This window comes from Klebsiella sp. 2019SCSN059, from assembly GCF_021739525.1.
GTDB classification, from domain to species: Bacteria; Pseudomonadota; Gammaproteobacteria; order Enterobacterales; family Enterobacteriaceae; genus Klebsiella; species Klebsiella quasipneumoniae.
Genome location: NZ_JAKKOM010000007.1, coordinates 177,876 through 195,126 on the forward strand (window position 1 = coordinate 177,876; position 17,251 = coordinate 195,126).

The following is a 17,251-nucleotide window of genomic DNA, read 5'->3' on the forward strand; positions in this document are numbered from 1 at the left end:
AGTCAATGATTGTTTACAAAACAGCCAATCAACAGCGTCATCCGCAGCCGGATTTACCTTCTTTGACCATAACTTAGGTCATCCGTTCATCCGCTGGCCAAAAGGTGGTCCCCTGTTCGGCCATGCGTAATAAAGTGTCACAGGGTGTAAAACGTGGGCCGTACTGGGCGGCCAGGCGCTGCAGGATCGCGGCAACTTCACCCGCGCCGATAGTATCCATATACCGGAACGGGCCGCCAAGAAATGGCGGAAACCCTATACCAAATACGGCGCCGATATCACCATCGCGCGCGCTACGGATAATCTGCTCATCAAAGCAGCGCGCTGCCTCGTTAAGCATCATCATCACACAGCGCTCCGCCACCTGCTGCGCGGACAACCGCGACTGGGGGCGGTCGATGCCCAGCAGCGGATAGACTGCCGGGTCGGGCCGTTTTTTGCTTTTACGCCCTTTTGTCTCATAAAGATAGAAACCACGATTATTTTTTCTACCTTTGCGATCGTCCTTCAAAATCGCGTCAATGATGTTTGCAGGTAGGCTGAAACGCTCTCCAAAGGCCTTCTCCAGCACGGGAATAATTTTGGTGCCGGTATCAATACCTACTTCATCCAGCAGTTGAACCGGTCCCACCGGGAAACCGAATTTCACCAGCGCCTTATCAATCACCTCAACCGGTTCTCCCTCCACCAGCAGGCGCATCGCTTCATTTATATACGGCGCGAGGATGCGGTTTACATAGAAGCCCGCTTTGTCCGCCACCACGATCGGCGTTTTCCCCTGACGTTTAGCCAGTTGCACCACCGTGGCGATGGTCTGCGGATCGGTTCCCTTATGCGGGATCACCTCAACCAGCGGCATTTTCTCCACCGGACTGAAAAAGTGCAGGCCGATCACCCGCTCAGGGTGGCTGGCATGGGCGGCTATATCGCCTATCGGTAACGACGAGGTATTCGAGGCAAAGATAGTCTGCGGCCCGCCGTTTTGCTCCACTTCACTGACCATCCGCTGTTTCAGCGCCAGGTCCTCGAATACCGCCTCAATCACCACGTCGCGATGGGTAAAGCCCTGATAGTCGGTAGTGCCTGTGATCAGCGCCAGTTGACGATCGCGCTCGCTGGGGCGCAGTCGACGCTGGCGAACCTGTTTGTTCAGCAGATCCCAGCTGTACTTTAAGGCGTGGTTGATCCCGCCCGGCTGAATATCTTTGATTCGCACTGGCAGTCCGCCTTTACAGGCAGTCACATAGGCGATCCCCCCACCCATCAGGCCGCCGCCCAGGACGGCAACGCTTCTCAGCGGAGCGGGTTCCGCCTCAGCGCCACGGTCTTTTTTCAGATCGGTACTGGCAAAGAAGATCGATCGCAGCGCCTGCGACTGCGGGGTCATCGCCAGTTCGCCAAACGCGCGGGCCTCTTCGGCGTAACCGCTGCTGCAGCCATGGGCCAGACCATTCTCGACGACCTGCAAAATTCGCTTCACCGCCGGGTAGTTGCCCTGGGTCTTGCGCTGCGTTTGCTTGCCGACGTACTGGAATAACAGATGGCGACCCAGGGGGCCCGCCAGCACGCGTTCGCGAACAGGCACCTCGCGGCTGGCCGGGCGCCCCTTCAGCGCCAGCTCCACCGCCGCCTGCAGTAAAATTGTCTGCGGCACCACCTCGTCCACCAGACCGGCCTTCAGCGCCTGGCGCGGCCGTAACTGCCTGCCGGTGAGCATCATATCCAGCGCCGTGCTGACGCCGATCAGCCGCGGTAAACGCTGCGTCCCGCCGGAACCCGGCAGCAGGCCAAGCTGTACCTCCGGCAACCCGAGTCGGGTTTTTTCGTCATCGCTACAAATGCGGCCATGGCACGCCAGCGCCAGCTCCAGTCCGCCGCCCAGACAAGCGCCATGGATGGCGGCAATGACCGGAATCGACAAGCCATGGATCTCGGCCATAATCTGCTGCCCCTGGCGCGCCAGCGCTTCCGCCTCCTGCGCGCTGCGGCAGCGGGCAATCATGTTGATATCTGCGCCGGCGATAAAGTTATCGGCTTTGGCGGAGATAAATACCACGCCGCGCACCGACTTATCGTCGCGTATCTGGCGTATCAGTCCCCGCACCTGATTGCCGAACTCGGCCTTCAGGGTATTCATTTTTTCACCCGGGGCATCGATGGTAATCACCGCGATGTTGTCCGCACGGACCTCAAGCTTAAAAGCGGAAACCGTATCCATTATTCAGCCTCCACAATCATCGCCGCGCCCAGACCGCCTGCCGCGCAGGCCGTCACCAGACCAAATCCCCCTCCCCGTCGCCGTAGCTCATGCAGCGTCTGGGTGATCATCCGCGCGCCGGTGGCGGCAAAGGGATGACCGTAGGCGATAGAGCCGCCGAGGACGTTAAATTTACTCTCATCCACCTCACCGGTGGCCTGCGCGCGGCCCAGCACCTCGCGGGCAAAGCGGTCGCTTGCCAGACACTGAAGATTGGCCAGCGTCTGCGCGGCGAAAGCTTCATGCATATCGATAAGCGTGAGATCCGCCAGCGTCAGGCCAGCGCGCTCCAGCGCCAGCGGCGTGGACCATGCGGGCCCCAGCAGCATATCCTGCCAGACGTCGATGGCGGTAAAGGCATAGCTGCGCAGATAACCCAGCGGCGTCAGACCCAGCTCTTTGGCCCGCGACTCGGTCATCAGGATCACCGCCGCCGCGCCATCCGTCAGCGGCGTGCTGTTGGCGGCGGTAACGGTGCCATGTTTACGGTCGAAGGCCGGGCGTAACTTTTGGTAATCTGCGAGGGTTGAATTTTTACGGATGTTGTTGTCCTGTTCCAGCGGCTGGCGGAAGGGGGGCGCATAGGCGGTCATCACCTCCGCGGACAACTTTCCCTCTTCCCAGGCTTTAGCCGCCAGCTGATGTGAACGATGCGCCAGCGCATCCTGTTGTTCCCGGCTGATCCCCCAGCTTTTCGCCATCTGTTCGGCGGTATCGCCCATCCGTAAGCCGGTTGAATATTCCGCCACCGCCGGGGGGACCGGTAGCAGGTCGCGCGGCCGCAGGCGGGAAAACAGCTTCAGTTTCTGGCTCAGCGTGCGGGCTTTGTTCGCATCGACCAGCGCGCGGGCCAGCGTTTTGCTGACGCCGACAGGCAGCACAGAGGAGGAATCGGCACCGCCGGCGATACCGGCGCGGATGGTGCCGGCCATCAGGCTTTCAGCGACATTCGCCACGGCCTGGAAGCTGGTGGCGCAGGCGCGACTGACGCTGTAGGCGTCGGTGTGCACGCTCATTCCGGTACCGAGCACAATTTCCCGGGCGATATTCGGCGCCTCCGGCATCTGCACGACCTGACCGAAGACCAGCTGTTCAATGGCTTCCACAGGAATGTCGCTGCGCGCCAGCATTTCGCCAACCACCATTTTTCCTAAATCAACGGCAGGAACGCCATGAAATGCCGTCGCCTGACGCGCAAACGGCGTGCGTAACCCTGTGACAATGGCAATGCGATCGCCCTGACGGGTGATAAGCGGTAATGCCTGACTCATAACTCTCCCCTGTTAACCAAGACAACCAAGTGGTCTGACCTGATAGCATTGTTAACTAATTTTTTACATTAAGCCAATCGGGGAAGCGAAAAATTGCGAGCCAAAACACATTGAACAGAAAAGATAACGCCCCGTTCACGGGGCGCTAAGCGGAGGGATTAACGCAGACCCAGCTGGAATATGAGGGATTCGGCTTCACAGCTAAATACAAAATCGATATCCAGCTTTACGCCGCCGTCAACGTCGGCGAAGACGGGATTAATTTTGCACGGTTCAGATTCCACACTGCGGGCTTTTTCGCTCAGCGCGGCGAGCATTTGCTCTGCTTCCGCGCGGTTGGCGAATACGCGGCTGTATGAGGCGGTGCAGTCGGTGTTGTCGACAATGGTCCCAACATCCATACAGCAGCAAACCGGGGTTTCATCAGCGCTACATTTACTCATCGTAGATTTCCTCTGGATATGCACCTGCGGTGCCAGACAATTAATGTGCCTATTTTACGCCCGCCCTCCGGTTTGCCTCCAGCCGATAATCGCTATCACGGCGTTAAGTGACAGAAATCACACTTAAAAATGATCTAAAACAAAAATCATCTTTTCTCCGTCGCCTTCCCCCCGACAATTTTGCCAGCTGGATCGCGTTTCTGTTATCACAATTGAAAAACTTCATAAACAAACTTGCAACAACTCATCTGGTCAGACCTATACTCAGCGCACTGGTCTGATTTCTCTGTTGTACCGCAGACCCTACACTTCCGCGCTTCTGTTACGGCATGTAACATAGTTTAAAAAAAAATAACTCAATGAGGTTATGGGCATGAGCCAGAAAACCCGCTTTACCCAATCTGCCCTTGCAGTGGCTGTCGCACTTGTTTCCACCCAGGCCTGGTCAGCAGGCTTCCAGCTCAACGAATTCTCTTCATCAGGGCTGGGTCGGGCCTATTCCGGTGAAGGGGCTATCGCAGACGATGCAGGCAATGCCAGTCGTAACCCGGCATTAATTATGATGTTTGACCGTCCAACTATGTCGGCGGGCGCCGTTTTTGTCGACCCGGGCGTCAATGTCTCCGGGACTTCCCCCACCGGCAAAAGCCTGAATGCGGACAATATCGCCCCGACGGCGTGGGTACCCAACTTCCACTTTGTCGCGCCGATTAACGATCAGTTCGGCTGGGGGGCGTCCATCACCTCCAACTACGGCCTGGCAACAGAGTATAACGATGATTATGCGGCCGGCAGCATGGGCGGTAAAACCGACCTGACTACGGCTAACTTCAACCTGAGCGGCGCCTATCGCCTCGACAGCAACTGGAGCTTTGGCTTAGGTTTCGATGCGGTCTACGCTAAGGCGAAGATCGAGCGCTATGCAGGCGATCTGGGTCAGATTGTCGCTGGCTCTGGCGCGCTGCCGCCGGCGCTGGCAGGCCAGGTGGCGAAGATCCCAGCCGACACGCAGATCGCCCATCTTAACGGCAATGCGTGGGGCTTTGGCTGGAACGCCGGTATCCTCTATGAGCTGGATAAGAACAACCGCTACGGTTTAACCTACCGTTCCGAGGTCAAGATCGATTTCGACGGTAACTATCGCAGCAGTCTGCCAGCGGCCTATAACCAGATCCTTGGCAACTTCGGTCTGCCGGCGGGTACTAACGGCCAGACCACCGGCGGTTCACTGACCCTTAACCTGCCGGAAATGTGGGAACTGTCGGGCTATAACCGCGTGGCGCCGCAGTGGGCGGTCCACTATAGTCTGACCTACACCAGCTGGAGCCAGTTCCAGGAGCTGAAAGCCACCGGCAGCAACGGCCAGACGCTGTTCTATAAAGAGGAAGGCTTTAAGGACGCCTACCGCGTAGCGCTGGGGACGACCTATTATTACGACGATAACTGGACCTTCCGCACCGGTATCGCCTTCGACGACAGCCCGGTACCGGCCAACAATCGCTCCATTTCCATTCCGGACCAGGATCGCCTGTGGCTGAGCGCGGGTACCACCTACGCGTTCAACAAGGATGCGTCGGTTGACGTCGGGATTTCCTATATGCACGGGCAGCATGTGGAAATCAAGGAAGGCCCGTATACCTTCCGCTCCGAAGGGACCGCCTGGCTGTACGGCGCCAACTTCAACTACCGCTTCTGATAAGCAGCGCGCAACAAAAAAGGGTGAACATCATGTTCACCCTTTTTTTATTCGCAGATTACTGTGAATCGATATCTTTCAGTTCATCCTGAATGGCCTGGGCGTTCGGATTGTCCGCCGGGGTCAGCTTACCGCCGTTGGCGATAAAGTCATGACGCTGGAAGTAAGCCTCACGCACCAGAATGTAAGGATCGGAAGACTGACGCAGCAGGCCGTCGGAATCCAGCAGCTGAGCGCGTGTCTCAATCCCTTCTACCGCCCATTTGCCGATCGACATCGGCCAGGTCAGCCAGGAGAGCACCGGATAGAGGCCATCGGCCATATCGCCGCCTTCGTCACGCAGGGTAAAGCTGCCGTAGAATGGCAGTTGCACATACGGACCATAGCCGACGCCATAGTGGCCGAGCGTACTGCCGAAACGATGCGGTTCAACGCGCTGCAGCTGCGGATTAGCCATCCCGGCGACATCGATCAGACCCCCCATCCCGAGGATGGTGTTCAGGAAGAAGCGGGTAAAGTGGACCATACCTTTATACGGGTCGCCCTGCAGGAAGGAGTTCACCATCACCGCCGGCTCTTCCAGGTTGCTGGTGAAGTTGCTTAAGCCATTGCGCGCCGGCTGCGGAACATAATCACGCCATGCCACCGCGACGGGACGAAGCACGTAAGGATCAACCACGTTAAAGTTGAAGTCAAACATCGTGCGGTTAAACCCTTCTAACGGGTCTGAGCGCCCCTGCGGCCGATCGCCAGAGCTGGAACTGGCACATCCCACCAGCAATGTGGCGCCAAGCGCAAGCGCCGACAGGCGATAATTCATAGATGTCTCCCTGGTTTTTATGGCTATCGCGAGTTGCCATCCATGACGGAAAGACAACGTTTCCGCCCGTACAGATGTGAGCGATTGTAACAGCACGTTGAACGATGTCTATATCACCCAAGTTGTTGATTTGATCATAGCCTGGGAATAACGAGATCGCGGGGCTCCTATTCTAGCGGAGCGACAAAAATCTGACGTTACCATTTTTGCGATTTCAGAGTATGCCCAGCCAGACGCCAGGTAAAGCCGCTACGCTATTACTATACAGAGTGATAGCGAGGGCCACGAAATGGATGAACTTGATGATAACAAATTAAAGCCAGCGGACGACGAACGTGAGGTCGAAAGTGAAGAAAAGCAGCGCGGGGAGGAGATAGAAGTGGATGAAGACCGTCTTCCCTCGCGGGCGATGGCGATCCATGAACATATTCGTCAGGAAGGGGAAAAAGAGATGGAGCGCGATGCGCTGGCCCTGCTGTGGTCTGCGATTGCGGCCGGTCTGTCGATGGGCGCCTCGTTGCTGGCGAAAGGGATTTTTCATGTCAAGCTGGAGGGGATCCCGGGAGGGTTTTTACTCGAGAACCTCGGGTATACCTTCGGCTTTATTATCGTAATTATGGCCCGCCAGCAGCTGTTCACGGAAAATACGGTCACCGCCGTACTGCCGGTGATGCACAATCCCACCCCCGGAAACGTCGGTTTACTCATGCGGCTATGGTCTGTGGTGCTGGCGGGCAATCTCATCGGCACCGCGGTGGCCGCATGGGCCTTCAATTATATGCCTGTTTTTGATGAGCCGACCCGCCAGGCCTTCGTCAGCATCGCCGAAGATGTGATGAAAAACAGCCCGACGGAGATGTTCGCCAATGCGATTATTTCCGGCTGGCTGGTCGCCACCATGGTCTGGATGTTTCCCCTCGCCGGCGCCGCCAAGATCGTGGTGATCATTCTGATGACCTGGCTTATCGCCCTTGCGGATACCACCCATATCGTGGTGGGCTCGGTGGAGATCCTTTATCTGGTGTTTAACGGAAGCCTGCCCTGGAGCGACTTCATCTGGCCTTTCGCCCTGCCGACGCTGGCGGGTAATATCTGCGGCGGGACCTTCATCTTCGCACTGCTTAGCCATGCGCAGATCCGTAACGACATGAGCAACAAGCGAAAAGCGGAAGCCCGCGCGCAGGCCGCTGCAAAAGCCAAAAATGCCGACCGGGCATAAAAAAAGCGCTTAGAATGGCGAGGGTTTAAGCAGTCAGACGGTATAGCTCTTACTCAGGCGGGCGAAAAACGCTATACTCGTGCCGCCTTGTCCCCTTAGTTAAATGGATATAACGAGCCCCTCCTAAGGGCTAGTTGCAGGTTCGATTCCTGCAGGGGACACCATAACCAGGCGCAATAGTCTTCTCCCTCACCCCCCATTGCGTTACATCACCATTCCGTGCGAAAACATAAACCTACACTCTCCCTTCCCTATCGTTTGTAAGCATCCCTGTGAACCAAACCATTCACTTTTAGAAATCTTCCGTCATATTGATGATGTCCTTTGAGGAGCTCGCCACGCGTAAAGCACGATTCACCGAACACCAGATCATCGTCGTTCTCAAGTCCGTTGAAGCCTGACGTACCGTCAGGGATGTCTGCCGCGAAGCCGGTATTTCTGAAGCCAGCTATTACAACTGGAAGGCGAAGTAGTAGGCGGTATGGAAGCCTCAGATATCAAAAAGATGAAAAACCTGGAGGAAGAAAATCGCCGTCTCAAACAAATGTTCGCCGATCTGAGTCTGGAAAATCGTGCGTTAAAAAACGTCATCGGAAAAAGCTTTAAAACCAGCGATAAAGCGTGAACTCGTCAGCTATCTGACGGCGCAATTTGCCATGAGTTTACGCCAGGCCTGCAGGACGTTATCGCTGAGCAGGACAGTGTATTTTTATCAGCCCGATACCCGGCGTGATGAGCCGGTGATCCATGTACTGGCTGAACGTTATCCGCGCTACGGCTTTAAGAAGCTGTTCCAGCTGCTGCACAGGCAGGGCCATACCTGGAACTATAAACGTGTTCACCGGATTTACTGCCTGCTGAAACTGAATTTTCGCCGTAAGGGAAAACAACGACTGCCAGTACGTAATCCAGCACCATTGACGACGCCGCAAGCGTTAAAACAGAGCTGGTCCATCGATTTTATGCACGACGCGCTGGTGTGCGGTAGACGCTTTCGGACCTTCAATGTGGTGGATAATTTTTAACCGTGAGGCACGGGCGATAGAAATCAACCTTAATATCCCGGCTCAGCGAGTCGTCCGGGTGCTGGACGGATCGTGATAAACCGCAGCTACCCGCTGAAGATGCGGATGGACAACGGGCAAGAACTGGTCTCATTTACGCTGGCACAATGGGGCGAAGAACATAGCGTATAGCTCGAATTTATCAAGCCGGGTAAACCAACACAGAATGCGTTCATCGAACGGTTCAAACGGACATACCGGACAGAAGTTCTGGATTTTTACCTGTTCAGAACACTGAATGAAGCACGGAAAATGACAGAGCGCTGGCTGATGGAATATAACAACCAGCGGCCTCATGAATCCCTGAGCAACCTGACGCCGGAAGAGTACCGGCTGATGGCAGAAAAAACCGGGAATCTCAAAAAGTGCGTGGAACTAAAACGGGTGTGCTTACACAATTGTGCGGGGTTTGTCCGGGTCGAGGTCGTCACGCTGCCTTTGGGCATCATCAGCAGCGATTTTGACGCCAGTACGTCGTCCTTAAGTACCGTATCTGCCTTGCACAGCAGCGTCTGGTAATCGGCGGCATCAACCGCTTTACGATCCCTGAGCTGGTAAACTCTTACCATCGTCGCCAGCGGTGTCTGTGCGCCATCGGCGTTAATGGCCGTACGCGGGGTAAAATCCAGATGCAGCGTTTTAATTTTCCTGTAGAAGATAGATTTCGTGATGCTGACCGTACCGTCCGTAACGGTCTGAGTCAGACCGCAGCCAGCGAGCAGGCTACAGGCGATAATCGGGCATTGTGAGGGGATCACTCCCGGTCTTAAGGTGGCATTCAGTTGTGTGGGACATTGTGAAATCCGTATCGTATGAGGATATGAGTGGATTAGATAAACTGATGGTTTTCCAGATGCTGCTGTTGTTTCAGGTGCCTGATCATCACTTTACCCTCTGGCATAAACTCGGTCCCATACCGTACAAGCCCGATACCTCTTAGTTCCGCATCGATGGCGTAGCGCAACTCCCGGGCACTTGCTGTTCGAGTAAGGTTACATTGAGGGACTGCAAACGGGGTCCATACTTGAGCAGAACACCTGCCAGCGTATCGTACAGCTCGTGGGCTGTCGCGGGCATACCTTGAAGAATTTTGGTCATATCCGGCAAACCATAATCAGGGAGATGGGATAGGGTCCCGGCCCGGGCGTTCAAAATACACTGGATGTTATCCAGTACGGATAAAATGACCTGGTCTTCTTCGCTAACAACTTCAAGGGGAAGATCCCCTATAAAGTTGCCAGTAAGAATTTCATATAAAGAAGGTGATTTTCTATCGGGCATTTTGACCTCAGGAAACGAGTCGGAATGATTGATTACTATTTTAAACTAATATTGAAAAATTCATGTATTGCCCCTAATTATCTCCATGTTTACGGATTTTTTTCACTTAGTGAATTCGTATGAATCATAGCCTTCTGGTCCTGGGTAAAGTAAAGAATGGCTATCACCGTACTGGAATTCTATACCGTCATATGCTCCCATGTTGGAAGTACCATAATACGGTGATGGTTTAAAAACCACCTCGCCAGACGCATTGTAAATAATGAAAAAATAATCCTCATCCTTTAAGTACTTATAAAGTGACATAGGGGATATTATTCCTCCATGGTAAACAATTACTTTATATTCATTGTCAGGGCTATTAATCTCAAATGCTTTTGAATATGAAGAGGGAATAATTGTTGATGGTAGAATGATCCATGCAACCATTAATACCACGATAAATAACGCACTAGAAACTCGCTTCATCATAAAACAATCACCTTATCCTTTGGTAAGGGCTCCAGCCATAAAACATCTGAAAGCACAATAAAATCACCTCCAGTGTTATGCTTAGTCTGCCATTTTCTAAAGTCCGCGTTGAAAACCGGAACAAAACCAGTAAAATCTCTTGCCAATACGCCCCAAACGCCAGATAAATAAGTTGACATATATAATGCGGATTCTGTTTTATCTAATATTCTGTTTTTACTCCAAATGCCAAGTGGTTCTGGAGTCTTGCCTTCGTCAACAAAATCATATGTGTCTTTGAGGTAAAACCCTAATTTATCGACGGTAAATATATTCTCACTTCCACTTTTACTTGTTTTTCCACGAATGCATACTTTCAGAGTAGAGTTACCCATAGCACCATACCATTCATTCACAGTATCGAACTTGCTACCAATTACTAAGATGTTTACCTGGGCATTCGCATCAAGCTCTTGGATATTTTCAGAATAACCCAGCGCAATATCCTCTTTATCAAGTGAGCCTTTCTTACCTAATTGAAACTTCAACCGCTTAATGCCTTTTTCACTTTTCCATATACGGGAGAGTTCGTTTATTCCATTTTTAACCTGTTCATACTGAATTGCCCAAGACATTTTAATTATGTCACAATTAATTTGTGATTCGGGTAATGTTGTCGGGTCAGCATCTTGAGCACTTTTTTTTGATTGCGCCGTATATGAAAATGAAGGTTTGGTATCAAACCAATGTCTCATTAACTTTGCAGCCACAGGCCATTTCATTTTCTCCATGGCATCCGGAATCATGTCAATGTGGAAGAAATCAACACTGACCTTCTTTTCCTGCTGCTCTTGCTCTTTTGTGGTGGTTGTTGATGAAACTGCCATTACCTTGTCCCCGCTCTGATCTGAAAAACATAGTCCAGGTTTACGTTTTCTTCGGTATCTGAATTTACTGCATGCGTCAGGGCTGAATCAGTTCTTACTACCACTGTACCGGTAGATGTCTGTACTTGATATGCAAACTCCATATCTTCAGATCCGGTTAAGGAATCCAAGACCCTGAAACACGCGGTATTTGGACCACATGACAAATCTGGTAATGGGGCGGGCATTTCAGCCGGTCCCTGTTCCAGGGCACTACTTCCCGCAGCCATTGTCCGCTTCACTTTGCGCATATACGACGCAGTCGTGCCATACTCGACCTTTCCGGGCTCAAGCTTCAGGTAACTGCCACCACCAATTAGGGTGATACGCTTTTTTCCGGCCAGGGAGATATCACTCGCTGAGCTCAGCGTCAGCTTCTTCTCAGCAAACAACCGCATGCTGGCGTTTTGCGCCTGGACATCGATTGGCCCTTCCCCGGATTTCAGGCTCAGCTGGCCGGTGCGGGCAAAGAGCCCGAGCTTTTCCCCGGTAAGTAGCGTCAGGTTGCCCATCGCGCCTGTGCTGATATCTCCGCCAGCATTAATGGCGACGTTTTTGCTGGCGGCCAGTTGCATATCTTCCCCGCTGGTCAGGGCCATGCCTTCCGGCGCCGAGAACAGCACGGCTTCATTGAGTGGTTTCAGCCGCTGCTCAAACATCTCTATCTGGCTGTCCACGTCCGCTTTCAGCGCCTGCGCCTGCTCCGCGGCGATTTCCAGCTGCTGCAGTTGCTGGTTAAGCTGGTCGATTTCCTTCAGCGCAGCGCTCATATCCAGTGCGTCACCCTGCGCTTTCGCCTGCGCATCCGCGCTGACAAAGAGTCCCTTTCCTGCTCTCAGGGTTCCCCACTCATCGGTGCGCAGCTCGGTGCCCGTGCCGCGATGTTGCCCCCGCGCATCCACCAGGTGCCCGCTGTTGAGTTGCGTCCTGCCGTATTCCGTGGCGAGTTTAATGTGCTCCTGACCGCGCTTGTCTTCCATGCGTAATTTTGAGTTGGCAGGCGTCCGGAGGATGTTTCGGGTGTGATTGTCCCGGTTCACAAGGTCCGGGTGCTCCGAGTCGTGCAGCGCATACGCGATGTACGGCAGGTCGATATCGCCATTGCTGTACGCAATCGCCACTTCGGTGCCGTCGGTGAGGGGGGTGTGCCAGCCCAGCGTTTCACCGGCATAAGGCTTGGCCATCCGCAGCCACAGGTAGCCGTAACCCGGTTCCGTACCCTCCCGGTCGAAGTCCGGCTTCACCCGGTAGCGCCCCTGCTCGTCCAGGTGTGCGTAGATATCATTCTTCTCCCGGCTCTCAACCCGGGCCGGAAGTGTGCCGTGGATTTCCGGACGCGGGATTTCCGCCGGGCGGAAACAGTAACGTTCGGTGTAGGGCATGCCCCATACCGACACATGCAGGCGGGAATCACGGGCGCCACGGAAGGTCACCAGCGTGAGGATCACGCCTTTTTTCAGGGCCGTAATGACATTCCCCTGCGGCTCCAGCACCTGCCCGGGCGCGAGATGTGAAGCGTTGCTGAACAGGTGAATGCGTGCCGACCTGTTAAGCTCCCACTCGTGGTGAAGCCGGGCGTAGAACGCGCCGGATTCGGTCTCCGGCTCCGGGCTGGCGTCATCGCCTGCGTCACGATACGGTGCCGCGTAGCGGTAATGCTCCCCGGTGGTCACCGCATCATTCCGCACGCTGACCGTCGCATCCATCGGTGTGAAGGCGGTCCGGTAGTTGTAATCCCGCGTGACGACTGTGCCGGTGGCGATGTTGTGCCAGGTCCGCACATCCCAGACTGATTCTGCCGCGCCGTCGAACAACCCCGATGGCTCGCTGTACGGCAGGCGCACATCAAACTGGTAGTTAAGCTGGCTGTCGGCAAAAATGTACGTATCCAGACCGCGCACGTCGTCCATCATCGTGCGCCAGTAAATCCCCATCTCGGACAGAATGCGCCGGATAAACTGCAAATCCGTTTCCCGCCACTGGGTGATAATTTCACGTGGTGGGTAGGTGCGCTCCAGGCGGAAGTCAAAATCAGGTCCCTCCAGCCCGTGTTTACGCAGCACCTGCTCAACCACCTCAGGAACGGACTGATTCTGATATACCGCGCACTGTCGGGTGTATCCCAGAAGCGCCAGGCGGGAACTGAGCGTAAGCCGGTAGTGAGATTGATCCTTTGATGTGGACAGCCATTCCAGGCGGGTCACCATGCCGTGGATATTTTTGCCGCCACGCATGCGGAAGGAGGCATATTTCATCAGCACCTCTTCCGGGAGGATGTTCGCCTGCAGCGTGGTGAACTCGATGTCCCATCTGAATGGTTCGCTCAGTGCTTCCCTGCCGTAAAAACGCAGAACATCCGGCTTCACTGAACTGTCATTGATATCCAGAAAATATCGGGTCTGTCCGTCAAAAAGCGCTGACCAGTTATCCATCACGTCACTCCTTCACCGGCACAAGGCTGAGCCAGCCATCAGCCAGCTCAATCGTGCGGGGTTTGTCCGGGTCGAGGTCGTCACGGGTCAGCACCAGGCGCCAGCGGTTATCCTTCTGATCCGGGCGGTTAAACAGTCCCACCACCGCCACGAACTGAGCATCTTCATCCATGGGAACATTGAGCGTCACGCTGCCGTTGGGCATCACCAGCAGCGCTTTTGACGCCAGCATATCGTCCTTAAGTACCGTATCGGCCTTGCGCAGTAGCGTCTGGTAATCGGCGGCATCAACCGCTTTACGATCCCTGAGCTGATAGACTCTCACCATGGTCGCCAGCGGCGTCTGTGCGCCATCGGCGTTAATGGCCGTACGCGGGGTAAAATCCAGATGCAGCGTTTTAATTTTCCTGTAGAAGATGGATTTCGTGATGCTGACCGTACCGTCCTTAACGGTCTGAGTCAGACCGCAGCCTGAGAGCAGACCACAGGCAATAAGCGTCAGCGCCCACCAGCGGGTTATTGTTGCCATTCAAAAGTTCCTTTATTGAGAGTGGGAGTACGTGATTATTCGAAGCGGTAGTGCCCGTCTTCAGCGGACGGTAACGCAGAACATTGCAACCCTTCATAGCAGCCCAGACTGACGGTCAGACTCTCCCGACTATTGCTGAGCTTGCCAGCTTTCAGGCCCAGCAAGCCGGTGCGGCCCAGCTGGATACGCCTGCCTTTGCCAAGGCGGGGCTCAGGCAGCAATCGTACAGGTACGGTGAGACGCAGTCGGGCGTCACTGCGGTAGCCGAGATAGACGCGCAGCAGGACCAGCAAATCGGTATGGAGGACACCACCGGGTAACCAGCCTTCCGCCTCGTCCGGATCCGCTGTCTCCAGCGTCACCAGTACCCGGCTGCATGCTTCCCTGGCCGTTTTACCCAGCGTGGCCCGCTGCGAAAGACGGATACGGTTTCCGCCCCCCAGCCCACTGGGGTTATCGATACGAACCTTAACCGGATCCGGTTCGGTGATTATTGCCCGGGTATTTGGCGCCAGCAGGCTCACCACAGCCCGGATGCCTTCGGCGTTACGCGTGGGCAAACGCATGGTGCCCAGCAGGGCCAGAAAGCGGGACACCGGCGTTGCCACCTGCTCAGACGTACCCGGTATACCGAGTCCCACCAGCCCCAGCAGACACTGTGATGTGGCATCTCGCCCACCGGCCTCGAAGGTTGCCGGATACGCGTATTTTCGCCAGATCCGGTAATACTGCGTAGTGATCCGGTGGCTGAAAATGTCCAGGAATGAAGTGACCGCCTCGTGTCCTTCACGGCGCTGCGCGATATCGTCCAGCCAGGACGTCGGCAGAGGGGAGTCCACCCCATACACACCAAGAAATGTCGTACGGACCGTTGGGGGCAATGTCGGATGGTCTTCGTCGGTCTCCACCGCTTTCAGGGTACTGACCGGGAACCCCATACCTGGCCAGGGCCTGAATCGTACCGGGTCGTCGCCCGGATGGCTGGTAGTGCCCAGTTTCGGCGCGTCCGGATTTTCCTGTTCCAACAGCTGGCAGAAACGATAAAAATTGGCCCGCCAGATATCTTTGTTAAGGGCCAGCGTCAGCCCGGTACGTGCTGGCTGTGATTCTCGCGCCATCTCAGTCGTTTCCCTGTCGGTTGCAGCACCAGCGTGAGCTGGTTAAAGAGGTGAATATCGGCATAGCGCGCGAAGAATCGGTGCAGCATCTCGCCAAAGAGATTTACATCGCCCTCGCCTGCAAAATTATCCGTATTCAGCGTGACCTCAATGTCAACGCCCCTGAGCATAAAGCCCTTCTCAAAACGGCGGATCAGGGTGTGCTTCACAGCGACGATGGCTTCAAGCCGACGGCGATTCATTTCATCGTCGGTCCAGTCATAGAGCGCCAGCGTGCCCCGCAGCACTTCCGGATTGTCCATCATGCTGAGGAAGTTTGATCCGAGGTGACTCATCACCCGCCAGTGAAAACGATCGTTTGCCGGGGGATATAACGGCATTGTCGGTGCTGTGACGTTCAGTACACTGACGGGCACTTTGCCGGTTTTGACCACCCTGTCCAGCAGAGTGCTTTCCAGTGCCTTACGCGGAAGCTGGCCGTTGGTACCGGTTATTCGCATCGAAAGGGATTCTGGTTTATCGGACAGCTGCTCCAGCTCGAACGAGCGCCCCCCGAGAATTAACCAGGTGTCGTACAGACCAGAGGGGCCGCGTTTCACGCGAGTGTGGAAATAACGCTCAGGAGCATCGTGGCGCATCATACCGCCCCGGTGCCGAAAGCTGGTGAACGGCACATAAGGATGTTTGCCATTCTTCACCGCGCCACGGATGTTATCGACGCTGTAAATCTCGGTGTGACCATCCTGAAGACGCAGCGGCCTGAGCAGGTATTCGTTCTCCAGCGGGTTAAGCGTCAGCGGGTCGGCTTCCAGGGTGAAGAGATTGATGACCGGCGCACAGTGCAGCCGGAAGTTTTCCGTTTCAAAAGGCAGATCGGATGACCAGGCTTCACTGAGCACGATGTCGATTTCAAACCAGGTGCTGGCCGCAGTGAGCCCGATGGCCTCGAGGCCGCGCATTTCCACAAACATAAACTTCGGACGGAAGCTGAAATACTCCAGCAGTAGCTGGTAACCGCTGAAGGCAGTATCGGCTTTCTTCCACAGGCCGTCATTGTCATCAAAGCCCATGGGTTTGCACCAGCCATCAAACTGATGACGTTCGGTGTATGTCCTTGCATGGCGGGCATACATGGCGTGGACTCGACGGGTCATTGCCATATGCAGCGCAGAGCTAACCGGACTCTCTGCGTTGAGGAATATGGCGACCTTGTCGATCCCGGCTTTACGCCAGTCCACTTTTTCAGGGCATTCGAAGCGCAGACGGATAGCAGAGCGGCCATCGGTTTCCGTATGCAGGCGGGCGTCAGCAAGGTGCAGCGGTTGTAGCGGCACATCGCGGGTTGTCCGGTACTGACAAGCTGTTTTATGCGGCCCGACAGGACGTGACAGAACGGAGAAGCCTTCCGCCAGCATTTCGGCCTGACGCAGACTACGCCAGTCAGGGGAGAACTCAACGATGGCCAGCGACGGGATGGTGCGCATATAGTGCGGCCACAGCAGACTCACCAGCCCTTCGGTGAGCTCTGGCAGATCATCATCCAGCTTTTCACGCAAACGGCCCATCAGGAAGGCAAAACCTTCAAACAGACGTTCCACATAGGGATCGCGGGCGCCAGGTTTATCCAGATTAAGCATTGCTGCTCGGTCCGGATGAGCCCGGGCAAACTCTTTACCGGCTTCTCGCAGGTAGCGCATCTCTGCTTCGTAATAGCGCAGGGTTAAATCATCCATGAACGGCATTCC

General features: G+C 55.0%; 15 protein-coding genes, 1 tRNA gene and 2 pseudogenes. 6 read left to right on the forward strand and 12 right to left on the reverse strand.

Annotation, left to right across the window (positions count from 1 at the left end; genetic code table 11):
- Positions 1-73: 73 nt before the first annotated feature.
- The 3 genes from fadJ to L2I46_RS11070 form a co-directional block, all read right to left on the reverse strand.
- The gene (gene fadJ, locus L2I46_RS11060) at positions 74-2,218 is read right to left on the reverse strand and encodes a fatty acid oxidation complex subunit alpha FadJ (protein WP_194859728.1); all 2,145 of its coding nucleotides are present in this window, start codon (positions 2,216-2,218) and stop codon (positions 74-76) included.
- On the reverse strand, positions 2,218-3,528 hold the full coding sequence (gene fadI / locus L2I46_RS11065; protein WP_048336257.1) for an acetyl-CoA C-acyltransferase FadI: 1,311 nt from the start codon (positions 3,526-3,528) through the stop codon (positions 2,218-2,220). Before fadI ends, fadJ begins: the two co-directional genes overlap by 1 nt.
- A 158-nt stretch (positions 3,529-3,686) precedes the next feature.
- On the reverse strand, positions 3,687-3,971 hold the full coding sequence (locus tag L2I46_RS11070) for a YfcZ/YiiS family protein (RefSeq protein WP_023290542.1): 285 nt from the start codon (positions 3,969-3,971) through the stop codon (positions 3,687-3,689).
- Positions 3,972-4,344: 373 nt separating this feature from the next.
- Between L2I46_RS11070 and fadL the strand changes: the two genes are divergently transcribed.
- Positions 4,345-5,667: a long-chain fatty acid transporter FadL gene (gene fadL / locus L2I46_RS11075; protein WP_023290543.1), complete on the forward strand. Its 1,323-nt coding sequence runs from the start codon at positions 4,345-4,347 to the stop codon at positions 5,665-5,667.
- 58 nt (positions 5,668-5,725) lie between these two features.
- Here the strand turns inward: fadL and mlaA are convergent, their stop codons facing one another.
- Positions 5,726-6,487, reverse strand: coding sequence for a phospholipid-binding lipoprotein MlaA (mlaA, locus tag L2I46_RS11080; protein ID WP_032453618.1), 762 nt, complete (start codon positions 6,485-6,487; stop codon positions 5,726-5,728).
- Between the two features lie 289 nt (positions 6,488-6,776).
- Between mlaA and L2I46_RS11085 the strand changes: the two genes are divergently transcribed.
- From L2I46_RS11085 to L2I46_RS29635, 5 genes are all read left to right on the forward strand, one after another.
- Complete coding sequence (locus tag L2I46_RS11085) at positions 6,777-7,706, forward strand: formate/nitrite transporter family protein (protein WP_023290545.1); 930 nt, start codon at positions 6,777-6,779, stop codon at positions 7,704-7,706.
- Between the two features lie 89 nt (positions 7,707-7,795).
- Positions 7,796-7,870 (forward strand) — tRNA-Arg (locus tag L2I46_RS11090).
- A 293-nt stretch (positions 7,871-8,163) separates the two neighbouring features.
- Positions 8,164-8,331, forward strand: coding sequence for a hypothetical protein (locus L2I46_RS29625; RefSeq protein ID WP_336886843.1), 168 nt, complete (start codon positions 8,164-8,166; stop codon positions 8,329-8,331).
- Positions 8,332-8,407: 76 nt separating this feature from the next.
- Positions 8,408-8,731, forward strand: coding sequence for an IS3 family transposase (locus L2I46_RS29630; protein WP_336886842.1), 324 nt, complete (start codon positions 8,408-8,410; stop codon positions 8,729-8,731).
- Positions 8,732-8,944: 213 nt separating this feature from the next.
- The gene (locus tag L2I46_RS29635) at positions 8,945-9,289 is read left to right on the forward strand and encodes an integrase core domain-containing protein (RefSeq protein ID WP_336886844.1); all 345 of its coding nucleotides are present in this window, start codon (positions 8,945-8,947) and stop codon (positions 9,287-9,289) included.
- Here the strand turns inward: L2I46_RS29635 and tssJ (L2I46_RS11100) are convergent.
- The 8 genes and pseudogenes from tssJ (L2I46_RS11100) to tssF all read right to left on the reverse strand — a co-directional run.
- Positions 9,196-9,528 (reverse strand): annotated as a pseudogene (gene tssJ, locus L2I46_RS11100) (type VI secretion system lipoprotein TssJ); the annotation flags it as partial. The gene L2I46_RS29635 and the pseudogene tssJ (L2I46_RS11100) sit on opposite strands and share 94 nt — an antisense overlap.
- 71 nt (positions 9,529-9,599) lie before the next feature.
- Positions 9,600-10,051, reverse strand: a pseudogene (tssE, locus tag L2I46_RS11105) (type VI secretion system baseplate subunit TssE).
- 102 nt (positions 10,052-10,153) lie between these two features.
- Positions 10,154-10,522, reverse strand: a complete 369-nt coding sequence (locus tag L2I46_RS11110) for a DUF6201 family protein (RefSeq protein ID WP_068814659.1) — start codon at positions 10,520-10,522, stop codon at positions 10,154-10,156.
- On the reverse strand, positions 10,519-11,388 hold the full coding sequence (locus tag L2I46_RS11115) for a DUF6402 family protein (RefSeq protein ID WP_023290551.1): 870 nt from the start codon (positions 11,386-11,388) through the stop codon (positions 10,519-10,521). Before L2I46_RS11115 ends, L2I46_RS11110 begins: the two co-directional genes overlap by 4 nt.
- Positions 11,388-13,859 (reverse strand): type VI secretion system Vgr family protein, encoded by a 2,472-nt coding sequence (locus L2I46_RS11120; RefSeq protein ID WP_236947859.1) that lies wholly within the window; start codon positions 13,857-13,859, stop codon positions 11,388-11,390. Before L2I46_RS11120 ends, L2I46_RS11115 begins: the two co-directional genes overlap by 1 nt.
- Positions 13,860-13,863: 4 nt before the next feature.
- Positions 13,864-14,388, reverse strand: a complete 525-nt coding sequence (tssJ, locus tag L2I46_RS11125) for a type VI secretion system lipoprotein TssJ (RefSeq protein WP_105491278.1) — start codon at positions 14,386-14,388, stop codon at positions 13,864-13,866.
- 35 nt (positions 14,389-14,423) lie between these two features.
- Positions 14,424-15,506: a type VI secretion system baseplate subunit TssG gene (gene tssG, locus L2I46_RS11130; RefSeq protein WP_236947860.1), complete on the reverse strand. Its 1,083-nt coding sequence runs from the start codon at positions 15,504-15,506 to the stop codon at positions 14,424-14,426.
- Complete coding sequence (gene tssF, locus L2I46_RS11135; RefSeq protein ID WP_105491280.1) at positions 15,470-17,239, reverse strand: type VI secretion system baseplate subunit TssF; 1,770 nt, start codon at positions 17,237-17,239, stop codon at positions 15,470-15,472. Before tssF ends, tssG begins: the two co-directional genes overlap by 37 nt.
- Between the last annotated feature and the right edge of the window lie 12 nt (positions 17,240-17,251).